The organism is Alphaproteobacteria bacterium (assembly GCA_035625915.1).
GTDB lineage: Bacteria > Pseudomonadota > Alphaproteobacteria > JACZXZ01 > JACZXZ01 > DATDHA01.
In genome coordinates this window covers 1-16400 of the sequence record DASPOR010000116.1, presented here as the reverse complement: position 1 = coordinate 16400, position 16400 = coordinate 1, and the positions used below count along the sequence as shown (strand labels likewise).

Genomic DNA, 16400 nt, shown 5'->3' with positions numbered 1-16400 from the left:
GTACGAAGCGATGCATCGCTCGCAGGAGCGCCTGGTCGCACCATTGTCGCCGGCCGAGCGGCGCAAATTCATGGCCATTCTGGCGCGCCTCGTCGAAGCGAGCAACCAGCACGGTCGCGCGCTCCTGCGACCGAGCTGACGAGGTGCAGCGCCGGTCAAACCGGATAGACGAGCGAGTTGTCGATCTTGAGCGTGTCGTAGACGCAGTGGCGCTCGGCGAGCTTGAGGCCGCCGTCCGTGCGGCGGAAGCGATCGAAGTATCGACCGGCCTGATGGATGCGGGTATCGTCGTCGACGAGGGTCTGGAGAACGAGGTAGTTCGCTTCGGCGGAAATCGAACGATCCGAGCCCTCGCCGGTGACCCGGATATTGCTCACCATGTGCTGAAGGTAACGCGGCGCGAACATGGCCGTGTGCGCGATCGCGTAGGCGCGGTCCTTGATCATGGCACGGCCCTCGCAATAGACGAGGCCGACCGGGAGTGCGGCTTCGACGTTTTCGCGTGCGGTGATCCGGTACGTCGCATCCTCGGTGAAGAAGTCGGGCCACGCCTCGATCGCATTGTTGTCGAGGACGTAGCAGTATTCCGCATGGAACGCCTCGATCTCGGCGCGGAGCGCCCGGTAGGGCGCCTGGGACACGGGCCCGCTCGGGAACCCTTTCACCACGACGGCCGGGGTTTCCATCTCAAAGGTCCATCACTTCGCGATAGTACCGGTACATCGAACGGATCGCCGCTTCGGTGATGAGGGTCGTGGACGTTCCTTCCTCTCGGCCGCCAAGTTCGACGATCGCCGCCGAATCCTGCGACGACTTCGTAATGCCGTCCTGCACGAATTTCATCGCTTCGTTGTCCTCGAGGCCCAGGAACCCCGCCGGTCCCATGAGGTTGCCCTGGCGCAAGCGATGACGCTTCATCGCGTCGTCGTCGCCCTCGAAGCCGAACATGGTCCAGATCATAGTGAACTCGCCGGGCCCGTGGGGAACGATCTGGCGCGTGCCTAACGTATTGAGTTCGCGCTGCACGATGAGGTTCGGCCAGATCGTTAGCATGGTAACCGACCAGGGCGAACGGAACTCCTTGACATAGTCGAGAATGCGCGGATCGTTGAGCGTCATGCCGTCCTTGTAGGCGCGCATCTCCTTTTTGCTGCCCTCGTCGACCTTCGGCCGGTCCTCCGGCTTGGCGGAACCCATGACGCCGTGACGGCCCTTGGGATCGACGATCATGGCCGACTTGTTGCCGGCGACGAGCAGCCCGAAGCTCACGAGGTAGGCATGCAGGAGAGTCGCGTGATAGGGGTCCTTGAGATTCTCGTGGTAGAGCTTCCAGTTGGCGGGCAGCCTGTTGCGGTAGTAGCCGAGAATCTCGAGCTTGCGTCCATCGAAGGTCGCTTCGAAATCCCCAAGGATTTCCGGCGTCAGATATTCGGCGATGGGTTCCATTACGTCCGCGTAGGATGCGAATATGACGCCGCGGTGTGTCGTCACGCTCAAGCGCCGGGGCGCATGGTCGGCGGGATCGAATTCTCGCGGCATCCCGCCTTCCTTGTGGAGGCCGCGGCGGAAGGGAATCCCGATCAGCTTGCCGCCGAGATCGTAGGTCCACTGGTGGTAGGGGCAAACGAATTCCTTCGCATGGCCGCGAGAATGCCGACAGAACTCAGCGCCGCGATGGGCGCAACGATTTTCGAAAGCGTGGATGACGCCGTCCCGGTCGCGCGTGACGACGATCGGCGTCGGGCCGACATAGCTGCGCTTGTAATCGCCGGGATGCGGAATCTCCGCTTCGAGTCCGACATAGTTCCACGTCGGCCCATGGAAGATTCGTTCGACCTCGCGCTCATAGATTTCGGGACTCGTGTAAACCCAATCGGGAATGCGCGTGAGACCTTCCTCAGGCCAGACGAAAGCGTCAGACGGCGGCTGGTTCGATCCCGCGCGGCTGGCAGCACGGTCATCCGTCGCACGATCCATGATAGCCCCTCCAATCGGCGCCATCGGAAAAATCAGGAATATACGCAGTATACTGACGAGTTGCCGCGCTGGCAACGTTCGTTGAGCTTGCCGCTCATGGCGAAAAACGTGCGGCCATGTCCTTGAGCTTGGTCGCGGGACTGGCGATGTCCGCCGCGTCGACGCGGGCCTTTACCTCGATCAGCTTGCGCATGAAGCGGATTTCTCCGCCCATGTTGAAGGCGGTTGCACCTTCGACGACGCCGTTCGAGAGATTGACGCACAAAAAGCGTCCGCTTGCGGGGTCGCCCCTGACCACCACGCGATCGGTCTTCGGCGGAACGCCGATCATCTGGATATTCGCATCGAACTGATCCGACCAGAACCACGGCACCTCGGCATAGGGTGAATGTTCGCCGCACATGACGCGCGCGACAGCGATTGCCTGATTCTGGGCGCATTGCCAGCTTTCGAGGCGCAATCTGCGCCCGAGGATCGGATTGAGGTGATTGGCTGCATCGCCGGCCGCGAAGACATTCGGCAGGCTCGTCCGTCCGAATTCGTCGACGGCAATGCCATCCTCGATTCGAGCGCCTGCCTGTGCCGCGAGTTCCACCTGCGGAACGATGCCGACCGCGATGAGGGCAAGATCGGCGGGAATATGCGTGCCGTCGCGAAGTACGACCGCTTCGAGCGCGTCGTTGCCGACCAAGTCGCTGACCTCGACGCCGAGATGGATGTCGACGCCCTGCCGTCGGTGCATCGCCTCGACATACCGCGCGATATCCGGCGCCATCGCGCGGTCGAGCAGATGGGGCTTGAGTTCCAACACGCTTACGCGGGCGCCCAGGCGGCGCGCACTCGCGGCGGCCTCGAGCCCGAGAAACCCCCCGCCGATCACGGCAAAATTCGGAGCGGTTTTGATTGCCGCGCGAAGGGCAAGGGAGTCTTCGATTGTGCGAAGGTAATGCACACCGGCACGTCCGAACGGTGCGAAGGGCAAGGTGCGCACGCGCCCGCCAGTCGTGAGCAGGAGCTTGGTGTAGCCAAGGACCTTGCCATCGTCGAGCATTATGCGCGCACCATTTGCGTCGATCGCGGTCGCGCGCACGCCGGTCAAGAGTTCGATCCGGTTCTCTGTGTAAAAGCTCGCGGGCAAAAGGCTCGTCGAAGTCGCTGCCTTGTCCCCGATGAGCACAGCCTTGGAAAGTGGAGGACGCTCATAGGGCGGATGCGGTTCCTCGCCGATGAGGACCACGCGCCCCTGGAAGTTGGCCTTGCGCATCGCCTCGGCGGCGCGTCCGCCCGCCTGGCCGGCGCCGACGATGACGAATGTTTCGCCGGCACCCATCGTCAGGGCGCCGAACGCTCAGCGCTCGGGCAGTTCGACAAGGATCTGACCGCCTTCGATCTTCGTGGCGAACGGTTTGATCGGCTCGTTGGCAGGGGCGCTGCGCACGTCGCCGGTCGGAATATGAAACCGCGCCTGGTGCACCGGGCATTCGATGCAATCGCCGTCGACGTAGCCGTCCGAGAGCAGTGCGAATTCGTGGGTGCAGACGTTGCTGGTCGCGTAGACTTCGCCGCCGACCCTGTAGAGAGCCACCGGTTCGCCATCCACGACGACACCGAGTACTTCGCCTTCGGCAACCTCGTCCGCTTTCGCCGCCACATGCCAAGCCATCGCTTTTTTCCTTCCCGAATTCTGCACGCACCCCTTCGAGGGTGGCACGCTATGTGCGAACCCTTCGGCGGTCAACGGGCAAGTCCGCCGCAAGCGGCAGGTACCAAGCCTTGTAATGGCATATTGGTCAGTATACTGTCTATTCGGCATCCGACACCCGTTCCGATGGAGAGGGCCATGGCGCTCGAGCCGCTCGCGAAGGAAGGCCACTTCTTCCACATCTACGACTTCAAGGTCAAAGCGGGAACGGGCGAGGAGTTCATCAGGCTCTTCAACAAATTCGACTATTCGGACGAAAATCCGATGCATAAGTCCGCCGCCCAAGTGAAGGACGGCGTTCTTTGTCGTGACGTGACCGACTCCGACCATTTCTGGCTGATCGGCGAGTGGCGCGACATCGACGTGCACGCCGGCATCCGCAAGATCCTCGCTGAAAAGCTCAAGCCCGAATTCATCAAATTGATCGAGGGCGGAAAGTTCGTGCCGGCCTACGCGAGGATCGTGTCTTCGACCCCGCAAGACGTGCTCGACAAGGCGCAGAGATAATCGGAACGAGATTCACGCGGCGTTATCGGCGCGCGACGCGCTGCGGCTTACGCGTCGAGCGTCACTTGGAAGTCCTTGCGCAGCTGGAGGCGCCCTTTGGGTGTGATTTCGAGGGCACGGGTGTCCTTGAGCCGCCTGATCCAACCCTGTTCGAAGAGGTGCGCGCGGATTGCCGACCCGACTTTCCCGGCGACGTGGTATCGGCGCTCGCTCCAATCGAGGCACGGACGGCAGAGGGGGCGCGACGATCGCGCAGCACCCGCCGGGTCGGGTAGTGCGATGCCGAGATTGCGCAGAAAGCGCTGGCCACGGTCCGTGAGCTGTCCGCCGTCGTCCTCGAATTCGATCAACCCGCGCACCAGCATCGTCTCAGCGATGGCGACGCCGAGGCGGCCGGCGAGGTGGTCGTAACAAGTCCGCGCCTTCCGCATCGCAAGATCGCGCGGGCCGACGACGACGGTGCGGGGAGGGCGCGCGCGCTCGCCGTCGGTCACCGCGATTTGCATGATGCCTTCAAGCATGCGGGCGACCGCAGACGACGCGAGGCGGTGGTATCGATGCCGCCCTTGCTTCGTAACGGTGATCAGTCCCACCGCACTTAGGCGCGCGAGATGGCTGCTGGCCGTTTGCGGGGTCACCTGAGAGACGAGTGCCAGCTCGGTCGCGGTGAGCGCGCGGCCGTCCAACAGCGCCTCGAGCATCGCCGCACGGGCGGGCTCTCCCACCAAGGCCCCGATTTCCGCGATTCGGTTCGTGTTCAGCATTGTCCACCATCCATCCGCCTAGTGTGGTGGATTTGAAGTTCCTATCATTTTGGTTGCGGCTACGTTTAGGAACTTCAAATCCGATTACCGTACTGGATTCAAAACATTGCTAGTGTGGCTTTGAATCCGAAATTCGCTCACGGTCCCGCACCCAGATGCGGCGAATTTCAGATTTGCCACACAGAATTATAGCGGCGGCACGCCGGGAATGCTTCGAGCACGATCGTAGCATCGATTGCGGTCCGGCGTCGATGTTGGCGCCATGTACAAGCCGGACGACATCGGTTTCATCGGCCAACTTCGCTGCCGGGGATGGGCGCTCAAGCTCTATTCGCCCCTGGCATTTTGCAGCGGCAACGCCGTTCATCTCACGGTGTGCGCGGAGCGGCTCTTGGCCGCCCATATCGCGGACCCGGGCCTGATGCCGTCGGCCGAGGGTTTCGTTTATTTCGAACCACCGAACCCCGAACGCCCAATTTCGGGTCGCTTCGCCGCCTACTGGTGGGAAGCGGGCAGCCTTCACCGCTTTGTTCTGTCTCTGCCGATCGACGGGTCACGGCCAGAGCGAGCGCCGGACGCGGCTCGCCACATCGGCGGAGCTGCGGAACTCGCCTTGATTGCTCAAGAAATCGCAGCGCCGACCGCAGACCGGAGCGACCTGCCGTCGATGCGGCTTCGATCCGCAGCACGGGAGAATCGCAAATGACGAACGAAGCCATTCCAACGCGGTTTTTCGGCTGGTGGGTCGTCGCGGCCGCATTTGTCGTTGCGATTTTCGGCTGGGGAGCCGGATTCTACGGACCACCCATCTATCTTCATGCCATCGTCGAGAAAACCGGGTGGCCGCTGACGCTCGTGTCGAGTGCGGTCACCGTGCATTTCCTCATTGGCGCGTTCGTGGTCGCGAACCTGTCGCTCCTTTATCGGCACTTCGGTCTGCCCGTCGTCACGAGCCTCGGTGCTGCATCGCTCGGCATCGGCGTCTTCGGCTGGTCGGTCTGCTCGGTCCCCTGGCAGATCTTCGTCGCGGCGATCGTGAGTGGTGTCGGCTGGGGCGCTTTGGGGGGTGCCGCGATCAATGCCATGGTCGCACCGTGGTTCGTGAGGCATCGGCCCGCCGCCCTATCGACGGCGTATAACGGCGCGAGTGTGGGCGGGATCCTGTTTTCCCCGCTCTGGGTCGGATTGATTGGCACGCTTGGTTTCGCACACGCCGCCGCAGCGGTCGGAATCGTTTTGGCGACCACGATCGCGATGTTGTGCATGATCGTTTTCTCGCGCACCCCCGACATGATGGGGCAGTCGCCCGATGGCGGTGGGGGAAGCCTCGCGCCTGCCCCTTCTATTGCGAACCCGACGTCGAACCCAAATCGCGGGCTCCTATTGCAGGACCGTCGGTTCTTGACCCTCGCGGGAGGCATGGCGCTCGGCCTTTTTGCGCAAATCGGCCTCTTGGCACACCTTTTCTCCTTGCTTGCCCCCACATTCGGCGCAGCGCGCGCCGGTGTTGCGATGGGTGGTGCTACGGCCTTCGCGATCCTGGGACGCACGGCGATCGGCTGGCTGATGCCGTCAACTGCCGACCGCCGGCTTGTCGCGTGCGCAAGCTACGGCGTCCAGGTCATGGGTTCCCTCGTTCTCGTGGCCGGGGCAGGCGAAAGCATGGCGCTCCTCGTCGGCGTCATGTTGTTCGGATTCGGAATCGGCAATGCCACGTCTTTGCCGCCCCTGATCGCCCAGGCGGAGTTCGCCAAGGAAGAGGTGCAGCGCATCGTCTCCCTCATCGTGGCCATCAGCCAAGCGAGTTACGCCTTTGCACCCGCGGCCTTTGGCGCGATCAGGTCCTTTGGGTGGAATGGGATCGGCGCAGGAAGGGAGAACGCAACGCTTTTCTACCTCTTCGCCGCGTCGATCCAACTGGCGGCAATAGCGTGTTTCATGCTCGGCCGTCGGAGAAATTGAATTTCGCGTGGACCCTGCAAATCGCCGGCCCAAAGTGCCGCCGACGCGGTACGCCGCCGTTATCGTTTGACATGCTGGTTTGTCACCGTTAGCGTCATAACCATCAATATGCATATTGATGGTTTTCTTTTTGGTATCGGCCGCACCCTTCAATCTCATGGCGGGAGAAAGCGATGGTCGAGAAAGAACGGATGTCCAGTCGGACTCAGCCCAAGATGGTTGCGCGCATCTGGCGCGGCCGCGTCAAGAGCGCACAAGCCGATGAATATACCGATTATTTGTACCGGAACGGGCTGCGGCACATGCAGGGCATCGACGGCAATCTCGGCACGCAAATGCTGAAAAAAGCCGAAGGAGAAGTCACGGAATTCCTGGTGATTTCGTACTGGGACATTGGAAAGGCGCAGTCGGCAATAAAGAAAATCACGGGCGGCGAGACCGGGAAGTCATGGCTCCTCGAAAAGGACCGCGAGTATCTCGTGGACGCCAACACATCGGTCGCCCATTACGACGTGTTGGTCGACGATTGGGTTCGGACTCGCTGAGCCGTCGCTTGCTGCATGCACATCTTCTGCTGAAAGGATGAACCCGAATGAGGGAGGCGAGCAATGGCTGTACCATAAATCGCAAATTTGTAATATAAAATGAGCCCTTAACGAGGGACGCTTAAAACTCGAAGTTCGAGACAGGAGAGGTGCCATGGCTTTTCGGACTTGGGGGCCGCTGACGGCGGCCTCGCTGGCTATTGCGGTCCTCGCTTCGCCGGTGACGGCGGCAACGGTCGGGCCGGTAACGGACGACATCGGCGTCGTGAAAATCCCGAAGGGAGCGCCAATTCAGATCGGCGGCTATTGGGTCTTGTCGGGTGCCGACACCGCCCTCGGCACGGACCAAAAGCGCGCGGTCGAAATCGCGATCAAGGATATGGGCGGCAAACTCGTCGGCCATCCCATCAAGTTCAGCGCCGAGGATTCGCTGTGCAACGCCGAGGGCGGGCAAACCGCAGCGACCAAGCTCGCGGCGAACCCGAACATCGTGATTGTCATCGGGCCATCGTGCTCGAGCGAGGCGACCCCCGGGGCACCGATCCTTTGGAAGGCGGGTATTACCTCGATCGGCACTTCGCCAACGGCACCAACGCTCACGCTGCCGACCCGCAAGCCGGACTATGACGGCTTCGTTCGGACGGTCTATAGCGACCTCGACCAAGGCAAGTCCGACGCAAAGTGGTTCCACGACGTGCTCAAGGTGCAAAAGGTCGTCACGATCCACGACGGCAGCCCCTATGCCCAACAGCTCTCCCAGGTTATGGCCAAGAACTTCCGCGAGATGGGCGGCACCATCCTCTCGGAGGAGGCGATTCAACCGACCGACGTCGATATGCACCCGCTTCTGACACGAATCGCCACGGAAAAGCCGGATGCGGTCTACTTCCCGATTTTCGTGGCCGCGGCGGCGCAAATCCTGCGTCAGGCCAAGGAGACGCCCGGCCTCGAAAAGGTCGCCTTGATCGGCAGTTCCGGCCTCATGGCCGCCGATCTGATCGAGGCAGCACGGGATTCGATCGTCAATTTCCGGATCACCTATCCGGACATCTCCCCGGAGGCGATGGGCAAGGGTTATCCCGAATTCGTCGAGAAGTATAAGAAAGCCTATGGCGAAGCCCCGATCGAGGGCTATCATGCGAATGCGTACGACGGTGCAATGCTCGCCTTCAAGGCGATCGAGAAGGTTGCGAAGACGGATAGCGCCGGGAACACGTATATAGGGCGCAAGGCGCTCCGCGATGCGGTGTTCGCGACGAAGTTCGAGGGGATCAGTGGGCCGATCGCGTGCGATCCTTATGGAGAGTGCGCGCAGTTCAAGCCGGCCGTCTACGAGTTCACCAATGCCGATCCCAAGACGTTCAAGGTCGGCGTGAACCCGAAGAAGATCTGGCCCTGATAGGGAGGTTATGAGGTAGGCATCGTGCGAAGCGGAAGATGCTGGGCCGCCCCGGTGTCGGCCCACATCCTCCGCATCGCATGTGTGCAAGGAGGCGTAAGGGGCCGGTGCCATGACTGACGCTCCAGTGCGCATGACGCTTTTGCCGAACCTGAAGACCTTGGGTCGGTTCACGTTCGTCGACGTGATCCTGTGGGCCTTGCGCATCCTGGTGATTACGGTCGTGGTGGGCGGAACCATCGGCACCTTGATCAAAGGTCGCTACGCCGCGGCACAATGGTTCGATTTCTGTGTATTCGGATTGACCATCGGCAGCGTCTACGCGCTCGTGGCCCTCGGCTACACGATGGTCTACGGCGTTCTCCGGCTCATCAATTTCGCCCATGGCGACATTATGATGACGGGGACGTTCGCGGGCTATTTCGTCGCCTCCGATTTTGACAGCTCGGGCTTCCTCGAAAGCAACCCGGTCACGGCCCTGCTCATCATTCTTGCGGTCGCCGTAACGACGTCGACGACGTTCGCCGTGCTTACCGAGAGGATTGCCTATCGCCCGTTCCGTCATGTGCGCGGGCTTGCCCCGCTCATCTGCGCCATCGGCGTGTCGTTCTTTCTCGAGCAGACGTTTCGCGGAATGTTCAGCTCGTCCGTGCGGGCCTACCCAAGCCCGAAATGGATGAAGGAGGGGGTCGAGATGCTCGGCTTCACCGTTCCGCGGGTGGACCTTATCGTCATTATTTGCTCGCTTGTCGCCATGTCGTTCCTTTACGTCGTGATTCACCGCACCAAAATGGGCACGGCGATGCGCGCGGTATCCGAGGACACGGCCGCGGCCGCCTTGATGGGCATCGACGTCGACAAGGTCGTTGTGTTCACCTTCGTGCTCGGCGGTTCAATGGCCGGAGTTGCGGGCGTGTGCTACGCCTTCGTTTTCAATCAGGTCTATTTCTATATGGGCTTCACGCCGGGCATCAAAGCCTTCGGTGCTGCCGTGTTGGGTGGGGTCGGCAGCGTGCCGGGTGCGATGCTGGGCGGCTATTTTCTCGGCCTCGTTGAGTCGGTCGGCCCCGCCTTGTTCCTCGACGGCATCGGCATTCCGGCACCCTATCAGCTCCGCGACCTTATCGCGTTCACGCTCCTGATCATGGTGCTGATCTTCCGGCCGCACGGCATTTTCGGCGAACGGATGGCCAAGAAACGGGCATGAGCGAGCGTGGAGACCAAATCGACCCGAGCTTCACCCGAGCGTCCCTCGGGGGCCGGATAGGAGTTAGGAGTTTCGCGGCATGAGCGCCCAGGTCGCGCCAGAACGTCTTATCGCTCCAAGGAAAGCGGCCACTCCGCTGCAACAGGCGATCCTCACGGGCCTCGTGTTCGGCATCATCGGCCTTTATCTCGCGATCGTCGGCATTCTCGCGATGTTCAACAACAGATGGATCGTCGTGGACGTGCTGACGCTCGGCCAGGCTGCACTCCTTGCAATCGGCCTTGGCGTCGGCGCGTTCGTGGCGTCTCGATCGAAGGATCGCGCGTATTTTTCCGTCGCCTGGCGCGGTCTTGTCGCGGGTGCCATCGCCGGGGCCATCATAGCCGTGCTCGTCGTCGCGATGGACCTCGTCAACTTGCGCGTGATCTTCATAGCACTTTCGCCCGAGCTTTTCGAAATCCTCACATTCCACTCGGGACTTGGGGCCGGGATCGCCATTCTCGTGGCGGGCGGTGCGGTGCTCGGAATGTTCGGCGGCCTCCTCGCGCTCAGCGCACCCATCGTCCGACGACCGGTCCTCATCGGCTTCGCCACCGTGATCGTCGTGGGCGTGTTCGAGGAACTCATTCAGATTATGATGCAGTGGGGCGATCTCATTGGCGCGGTGAGGGATTTCCTCTTCGACTATGACGGGTTGCTGTTGCAGGGTGCTGCAGTGATTTTCCTCGTGACGGTGGGTGTCGTGGTGGGTTCGGCGGCACTCAAGCGGCGAGGGGTGGAGTTCGCTGCGATAGTCCCGCCGGCCCAACGCCAGCATCTTGGGCTCATGAAGGCCCTCTTTGCCGTGCTGATCCTCGTGCTCTTCCCGATCGTGGCCGGCTCCTATATCGGTCAGGTCCTCATGCTTGTCGGCCTCTATATCCTGATGGGTATGGGATTGAACCTCGAGGTCGGCCTTGCCGGCCTCCTCGATCTCGGTTTCGTCGCGTTTTTCGCGGTTGGCGCCTATACGACCGCCCTTCTGACCGCCGACAGCCCCCACGCGCTTGCCTCCTACACGGCGATCCCCACGCTCTCCTATTGGGTCGCGATGCCGATCGCGGTCTTCATGTCCGTGGTCGTGGGCGTGATCTTCGGATTGCCGGTGCTCGGCGTTCGCGGCGACTACCTTGCGGTCGCCACGATGGGACTTGGCGAGATCGTGCGCGTCATCGTGCAATCGGATTTCGCGGCCCCGCTTCTCGCGGGTGCCCAGGGAATTCTTCAGATTCCCAAACCCGTGATCGGCAGCTTCGAGCTCTCGGATCCCGTCGATCTTTTCTACCTAACGCTGGTCGCCTCGGCGGTTGCCGCCTACTGCGCCTGGCGGCTTGAGAATTCGCGGCTGGGGCGCGCGTGGATGGCGCTCCGCGACGACGAGGACGTGGCGCAAGCCCTTGGCGTGAACCTGGTCAAGGTCAAGCTCCTTGCCTACGGCCTCGGTGCGGCCTTCGCCGGCCTCGCCGGGTCGATCTTCGCGGTGATGCTGACCTCGGTCTATCCGAGCAGCTTCCAGCTTCTCATATCGATTAACGTGCTTGCGCTCGTCATCGTGGGCGGGATGGGAAGCCTGCCCGGCGTGATCGTCGGCTCGGCCGCACTCGTGGGCCTGCCCGAACTGATGCGCGAGTTCGGCGAGTACCGCTATCTCTTCTACGGCGTCGCCCTCGTCGTCATGATGCGAATCAAGCCGGAGGGGTTGTGGCCCTCGCAGACGCGCCGGCGGGAGCTACACGCCGACGACGAGATTTCCGAGGATGAGCTTGCGGTACTCGAGCGGACCGGCGGCGGGGCGGTTGCCATGGCGCCGCCGTCCGAGGTGCTTAAGCCCGACGCATAGGAGCGCTCGCGTGGTCAACGACAACATCCTCGTCACCAAGAGCCTGACCATGCGCTTCGGCGGCCTCGTCGCCGTGGGCGATCTTAACCTCGCGGTTGCCGCCACAAAGATTCACAGCATCATCGGGCCGAACGGGGCGGGCAAGACGACGGTCTTCAATTGCGTCATGCAGAATCTGCGCGCGTCGTCGGGCGAGATTTGGTTCCAAAACGAGCGTGTCGACGGTCTCACGCCCGACATGGTCGCGGCGGCGGGCATTAGCCGCACCTACCAGAACATCCGCCTCTTCCGGAACATAACCGCGATCGAGAATCTCCTGGTCGGGATGCACCTTCATCTGAAATCCCGCTGGTGGGGTGCGCTCGTCAACTCGCGATTCACCAGGGAGGATGAACGGCTCGCCCACGAGGAAGCGCTGAAGCTCCTCCGCTTCGTCGGCCTCAAGGGCCGGGGCGACGTGCTCGCGCGTAATCTTGCCTATGGCGAACAGCGCCGCCTCGAGATCGGCCGAGCACTTGCGACACAGCCAAGACTCCTCATGCTTGACGAGCCGACCGCGGGGATGAATCCCCGCGAGACCATTAGCATGATGGATTTCATCCATCGCGTGCGCGACGAATTCGGCATCACGATCCTGCTCATCGAGCACCAAATGCGCGTCGTCATGGGCATGTCGGATAAAGTGACGGTGCTGGACCATGGCGTGAAAATTGCGGAAGGAACACCGTCCGAGGTCAAGAACGATCCCAAAGTGATCGAGGCCTATCTCGGCAGTTCCACGGGTGCGCGGCGGGTCTTCCGCAGAAGTGCGGCCGAGCGCTCCGCGGCGAGCGGGCCCGCGGCGGGCGGACCCGGTACCTAACGAAATAGAGAAAAAACCGATGTCCCTTCTCGAAGTCGACGACATCCATGTGTTCTACGACAATATCGAGGCCTTGAAGGGCATCTCGCTCGCCGTCGAGGATAAGCAGATCGTCACACTCGTCGGCGCCAACGGGGCCGGAAAGACGACGACCTTGATGGCGATCAGCGGCATCCTTCACGCACGCCACGGCGAGGTGCGTCTCGACGGCCAGAAGCTCGCAATCTACAAACCCCACGAGATCACCGCACTCGGGATCGTCCAAGTTCCCGAGGGACGGCGCATTTTCGCGCGCCTCACCGTGAGCGAAAATCTCAACATGGGGGCGTTCGCGCGCAACGACCGTCAGGGTATTGCCGACGACAAGGAGCGCATGCTGGACCTGTTCCCGCGGTTGCGCGAGCGGCTGAAGCAGGTTGCCGGCACTCTCTCCGGAGGCGAACAGCAGATGGTCGCGACCGCTCGCGCCATGATGTCGCGGCCGCGCATTCTTCTCATGGACGAGCCCAGCATGGGACTATCTCCCGTCATGGTCGAGACCGTCTTCGAGGCGATCCGCACGATCAACGAAAACGGCGTTACGATACTCCTCGTCGAGCAGAATGCATTGATGGCGCTCAGTCTCGCCGATTTTGGCTACGTGATGGAAAGTGGGAAGATCGTGCTGTCCGGCTCGGGCGAGGAACTCCTCAACGATGAGCGGGTTCAGCGCGCTTATCTCGGATCGTGAGCGCCCGATCGATCTTCGCAAATTAAGTCTAAATTCCGCAGGATGCGGTCATGAAGACTCATGTCAGGGCATTGATCATCGGCGGGGGCGTGGTGGGATGCAGCGCACTCTATCACCTCGCACGCCGCGGCCTGACCGACATCGCCCTCACGGAGTCCCACGAGCTGACGTCGGGCTCGACGTGGCACGCCGCTGGAAACTGCCCGACCTTTTCCACAAACTGGAACATCATGAAGCTCCAGCGCTACGGCAATGCGCTCTATGCGCGCCTCGCGGCGGAGGTCGATTATCCCATCAACTATCATGTAACGGGATCGATCCGGCTGGCGCACAGCCGGGCGCGGATGGAGGAGTTCGCCCACGTTACCGCCATGGCGCGCGCCCAGGGAATCGAATTCGACCTCATCGGGCCCAATGAAATCAAGTCCCGGCATCCCCTCATCACGCTCGACGACATCGTGGGCGGCTTGTGGGACCCCTATGACGGCGATATCGACCCAAGCCAGCTTGCCCAGGCGTTTGCGAAGGGTGCACGCGGACTTGGGGCTTCGATCTACCGCTTCAACCCCGTGACGGCGATCGGCCCTCGGCAGGACGGCGCTTGGGAGGTCGAGACGGCCTCGCACAGCTTCGTCGCCGAAACCGTGATCAACGCCGCGGGCTATCGGGCGGGCGAGGTGATGGCGCTTCTTGGCGAAACGCTCCCCCTCGTCACGATGCAACATCAGTACATGGTGACCGAGCCCATCGCGGAGCTTGCGGAGCTGACCAGGTCGCTCCCACTGCTGCGCGATCCGGATGTGAGTTATTACATGCGGCAGGAACGCGACGGCCTTATCCTCGGCCCCTACGAGCGCAATCCCAAGGCCACGTGGCTCGACGGCATTCCGCCCGATTTCAGTAACGAGCTTTTCGAGGACGATCTCGACCGGCTCGAGCCTTACATCGAAGAGGCGATTGCGCGCGTGCCCGTGTTGGGATCCGTCGGGTTGAGGCGGGTTATCAACGGCCCGATTCCCTATTCGCCCGACGGAAATCCCTATATCGGTCCCGCCTTCGGCCTGCGCAATTTCTTTCATTGCAATAGCTTCAGCTTCGGCATTTGCCAGGCAGGTGGTGCGGGCAAGGCGATTGCGGAATACGTTCTCGACGGCAAGCCCGAATGGGATCTTTGGTCCCTCGACTCGCGACGCTACGGCGCCTATGCCGACCTTGACTATACAGCGGCGAAGGCCGTCGAGCTTTACCGCCACGAATACGCGATCGCTTTCCCGAACGAGGAGCGGCCGGCCGGCCGTCCTCGGTTGACGACTCCGCTCTACCCGAAGCTCGCGGCCAAAGGGGCCGCATTCGGCGCCCGTGCCGGGTGGGAGCGCGCCGTCTGGTTCGCACCCAACGGCGACGCCCCCGTAAGCGAGCCGAGCTTTCGGCGCACGAACTGGCACGATGCGGTGGGAGCCGAGTGCCGTGCCGTCGCCGAACGCGTCGGCGTGATGGACCTTGGTGGCTTCTCTAAATTCGTCGTGCGCGGCGCTGAAGCCGCGCACTGGCTCGATCGCTTAATCTGCGGGCGCCTGCCCGCAGTGGGCCGGGTCGGGCTCTGTTATGCGCTCACCCCGAGCGGGCATCTCCTGAGCGAGTTCACGATATCCCGCCTCGCTGACGACCGCTTCTATTTGCTCGCCGCGGGATCGGCGGAGCGCCACGATTGGGATTTGTTGTCGAGCGATCTGCCGGGAAACGGCTCGGTGCAACTCGAAAACGCGACACCCGGCGGAAGCACGCTTGTGGTCGCAGGCCCGCGTTCGCGCGAATTGCTTGCGAAGGTTACGACCGCCGATCTCTCCAACGCGGCCTTTCCCTGGCTCAGCGCACGCGAAATCGATGTCGCGGGTACGCCTGTCTTGGCGCTGCGCATCAACTATGTGGGCGAGCTTGGCTGGGAGCTTCACGTATCGATGGAGCGCTTGACGAATGTCTACGACGCTCTGTTCGAGGCGGGTGCAGCGCTCGGCATCCACGATTTCGGCGTTCATGCGATGGACAGTTTGCGGCTCGAAAAGGGCTATCGATCCTGGAAGCAGGATATCACCCACGAATATACGCCCTTTGAAGCCGGGCTCGACCGATTCGTTCGCATCGACAAGGGCGATTTCGTCGGCCGTGCCGGCCTGATCGCAGCCGCAGAAAAGGGAACCGCTCAGCGCTTCGTATCGCTCTTGGTCGATGCGGGCGACGCCGACGCGCTTCCTTGCGCGATCGTGTTCGGGAAAAACGGGCAGGTCGGCATCGTGGGATCGGGCGGATACGGCCATCGCGTGGGGCGAAGCATCGCACTTGCGTATGTCGATACGAGCATGGCGCAGATCGGCGCCGAGCTGACGGTCGACATCCTCGGCGAGCGCCGCTGGGCGCTTGTCGCGGAGTCCCCCGTCTATGACGCCTCCAACAGCCGGCTACGGATGTAGCGAGCGCCGTTGTGACGTGCCTCGCCCTTCGAGACGCCTCGCGCGGCGAGGCTCCTCAGGGTGAGGATTCTTATTTTGTGATTAAGCATCCTCATGGTGAGGTTTCCGCGAAGCAGCCGTCCCCGACGTAGGCCTTAGAATTTACCGAGCGCTTCGGCGTATCGCCGCACGGTCGCGAGACCGAACGCGGTCGGCGGCGTAAACGGAATCCGCGGGTCGAGCTCTTCGATGCCCAGGCGATGACCGAGGACGCGTTTGCCGTAGACGAGCAGCGTATCTATCGACTCCATGAGAAAGACGAGAAGCGGGAGCAGGCCCGCGTAAAGCGCATCGGCTTGTGCCGCATTTTCGGCGCTACCGTTCGACATCTGCTCGAAAATACGCACGAGCACGTCGAA

Annotated in this window: 16 protein-coding genes; 10 read left to right on the top strand and 6 right to left on the bottom strand. The window is 62.1% G+C overall.

All coding sequences use genetic code 11. From position 1 onward, the window contains the following. Nucleotides 1–155: 155 nt before the first annotated feature. From VEJ16_09270 to VEJ16_09255, 4 genes are all read right to left on the bottom strand, one after another. Nucleotides 156–686, bottom strand: coding sequence for an aromatic-ring-hydroxylating dioxygenase subunit beta (locus VEJ16_09270; GenBank protein HYB09848.1), 531 nt, complete (start codon nt 684–686; stop codon nt 156–158). A 1-nt stretch (nt 687) separates the two neighbouring features. Further along, nucleotides 688–1977 (bottom strand): aromatic ring-hydroxylating dioxygenase subunit alpha, encoded by a 1290-nt coding sequence (locus tag VEJ16_09265; GenBank protein HYB09847.1) that lies wholly within the window; start codon nt 1975–1977, stop codon nt 688–690. A 94-nt stretch (nt 1978–2071) separates the two neighbouring features. Further along, nucleotides 2072–3307, bottom strand: a complete 1236-nt coding sequence (locus tag VEJ16_09260) for an FAD-dependent oxidoreductase (GenBank protein ID HYB09846.1) — start codon at nt 3305–3307, stop codon at nt 2072–2074. A gap of 18 nt (nt 3308–3325) precedes the next feature. Continuing rightward, nucleotides 3326–3640 (bottom strand): non-heme iron oxygenase ferredoxin subunit, encoded by a 315-nt coding sequence (locus VEJ16_09255; GenBank protein ID HYB09845.1) that lies wholly within the window; start codon nt 3638–3640, stop codon nt 3326–3328. A 177-nt stretch (nt 3641–3817) separates the two neighbouring features. On the opposite strand from VEJ16_09255, the gene VEJ16_09250 reads away from it, so the two are divergent. Next, nucleotides 3818–4186, top strand: coding sequence for a hypothetical protein (locus VEJ16_09250; GenBank protein ID HYB09844.1), 369 nt, complete (start codon nt 3818–3820; stop codon nt 4184–4186). A gap of 47 nt (nt 4187–4233) precedes the next feature. Here VEJ16_09250 and VEJ16_09245 read toward each other — a convergent pair whose 3' ends face one another. Then, nucleotides 4234–4950, bottom strand: coding sequence for a helix-turn-helix transcriptional regulator (locus VEJ16_09245; protein HYB09843.1), 717 nt, complete (start codon nt 4948–4950; stop codon nt 4234–4236). Between the two features lie 262 nt (nt 4951–5212). On the opposite strand from VEJ16_09245, the gene VEJ16_09240 reads away from it, so the two are divergent. The 9 genes from VEJ16_09240 to VEJ16_09200 all read left to right on the top strand — a co-directional run bounded on the left by VEJ16_09240 (nt 5213) and on the right by VEJ16_09200 (nt 16002). Next, the gene (locus VEJ16_09240; protein ID HYB09842.1) at nt 5213–5656 is read left to right on the top strand and encodes a hypothetical protein; all 444 of its coding nucleotides are present in this window, start codon (nt 5213–5215) and stop codon (nt 5654–5656) included. Further along, nucleotides 5653–6912 (top strand): MFS transporter, encoded by a 1260-nt coding sequence (locus VEJ16_09235; protein ID HYB09841.1) that lies wholly within the window; start codon nt 5653–5655, stop codon nt 6910–6912. Before VEJ16_09240 ends, VEJ16_09235 begins: the two co-directional genes overlap by 4 nt. Nucleotides 6913–7085: 173 nt before the next feature. Further along, complete coding sequence (locus VEJ16_09230; protein ID HYB09840.1) at nt 7086–7457, top strand: hypothetical protein; 372 nt, start codon at nt 7086–7088, stop codon at nt 7455–7457. A 154-nt stretch (nt 7458–7611) separates the two neighbouring features. Next, nucleotides 7612–8856, top strand: coding sequence for a branched-chain amino acid ABC transporter substrate-binding protein (locus tag VEJ16_09225; protein HYB09839.1), 1245 nt, complete (start codon nt 7612–7614; stop codon nt 8854–8856). Nucleotides 8857–8968: 112 nt separating this feature from the next. Next, entirely contained in the window at nt 8969–10063 is a 1095-nt protein-coding gene (locus VEJ16_09220) for a branched-chain amino acid ABC transporter permease (GenBank protein HYB09838.1), read from the top strand. A gap of 79 nt (nt 10064–10142) precedes the next feature. Beyond that, entirely contained in the window at nt 10143–11942 is a 1800-nt protein-coding gene (locus VEJ16_09215) for a branched-chain amino acid ABC transporter permease (protein ID HYB09837.1), read from the top strand. Between the two features lie 49 nt (nt 11943–11991). Continuing rightward, entirely contained in the window at nt 11992–12804 is an 813-nt protein-coding gene (locus VEJ16_09210) for an ABC transporter ATP-binding protein (GenBank protein ID HYB09836.1), read from the top strand. A gap of 19 nt (nt 12805–12823) precedes the next feature. Continuing rightward, entirely contained in the window at nt 12824–13534 is a 711-nt protein-coding gene (locus VEJ16_09205; protein ID HYB09835.1) for an ABC transporter ATP-binding protein, read from the top strand. A 50-nt stretch (nt 13535–13584) separates the two neighbouring features. Then, complete coding sequence (locus VEJ16_09200) at nt 13585–16002, top strand: FAD-dependent oxidoreductase (GenBank protein HYB09834.1); 2418 nt, start codon at nt 13585–13587, stop codon at nt 16000–16002. Nucleotides 16003–16136: 134 nt separating this feature from the next. On the opposite strand, the gene VEJ16_09195 is transcribed toward VEJ16_09200, so the two are convergent. Then, on the bottom strand, nt 16137–16400 hold a 264-nt coding region (locus VEJ16_09195; protein ID HYB09833.1), incomplete at its 5' end, for a dihydrodipicolinate synthase family protein.

What these genes read in the sequence shown, in the direction of transcription:
- VEJ16_09245 (HYB09843.1), bottom strand. Translation starts at nt 4,950, where the DNA reads ATGCTGAACACGAACCGAATCGCGGAAATCGGGGCCTTGGTGGGAGAG.
- VEJ16_09215 (HYB09837.1), top strand. Translation starts at nt 10,143, where the DNA reads ATGAGCGCCCAGGTCGCGCCAGAACGTCTTATCGCTCCAAGGAAAGCG.
- VEJ16_09230 (HYB09840.1), top strand. Translation starts at nt 7,086, where the DNA reads ATGGTCGAGAAAGAACGGATGTCCAGTCGGACTCAGCCCAAGATGGTT.
- VEJ16_09240 (HYB09842.1), top strand. Translation starts at nt 5,213, where the DNA reads ATGTACAAGCCGGACGACATCGGTTTCATCGGCCAACTTCGCTGCCGG.
- VEJ16_09235 (HYB09841.1), top strand. Translation starts at nt 5,653, where the DNA reads ATGACGAACGAAGCCATTCCAACGCGGTTTTTCGGCTGGTGGGTCGTC.
- VEJ16_09225 (HYB09839.1), top strand. Translation starts at nt 7,612, where the DNA reads ATGGCTTTTCGGACTTGGGGGCCGCTGACGGCGGCCTCGCTGGCTATT.
- VEJ16_09265 (HYB09847.1), bottom strand. Translation starts at nt 1,977, where the DNA reads ATGGATCGTGCGACGGATGACCGTGCTGCCAGCCGCGCGGGATCGAAC.
- VEJ16_09260 (HYB09846.1), bottom strand. Translation starts at nt 3,307, where the DNA reads ATGGGTGCCGGCGAAACATTCGTCATCGTCGGCGCCGGCCAGGCGGGC.
- VEJ16_09220 (HYB09838.1), top strand. Translation starts at nt 8,969, where the DNA reads ATGACTGACGCTCCAGTGCGCATGACGCTTTTGCCGAACCTGAAGACC.
- VEJ16_09270 (HYB09848.1), bottom strand. Translation starts at nt 686, where the DNA reads ATGGAAACCCCGGCCGTCGTGGTGAAAGGGTTCCCGAGCGGGCCCGTG.
- VEJ16_09250 (HYB09844.1), top strand. Translation starts at nt 3,818, where the DNA reads ATGGCGCTCGAGCCGCTCGCGAAGGAAGGCCACTTCTTCCACATCTAC.
- VEJ16_09205 (HYB09835.1), top strand. Translation starts at nt 12,824, where the DNA reads ATGTCCCTTCTCGAAGTCGACGACATCCATGTGTTCTACGACAATATC.
- VEJ16_09255 (HYB09845.1), bottom strand. Translation starts at nt 3,640, where the DNA reads ATGGCTTGGCATGTGGCGGCGAAAGCGGACGAGGTTGCCGAAGGCGAA.
- VEJ16_09200 (HYB09834.1), top strand. Translation starts at nt 13,585, where the DNA reads ATGAAGACTCATGTCAGGGCATTGATCATCGGCGGGGGCGTGGTGGGA.
- VEJ16_09210 (HYB09836.1), top strand. Translation starts at nt 11,992, where the DNA reads ATGCGCTTCGGCGGCCTCGTCGCCGTGGGCGATCTTAACCTCGCGGTT.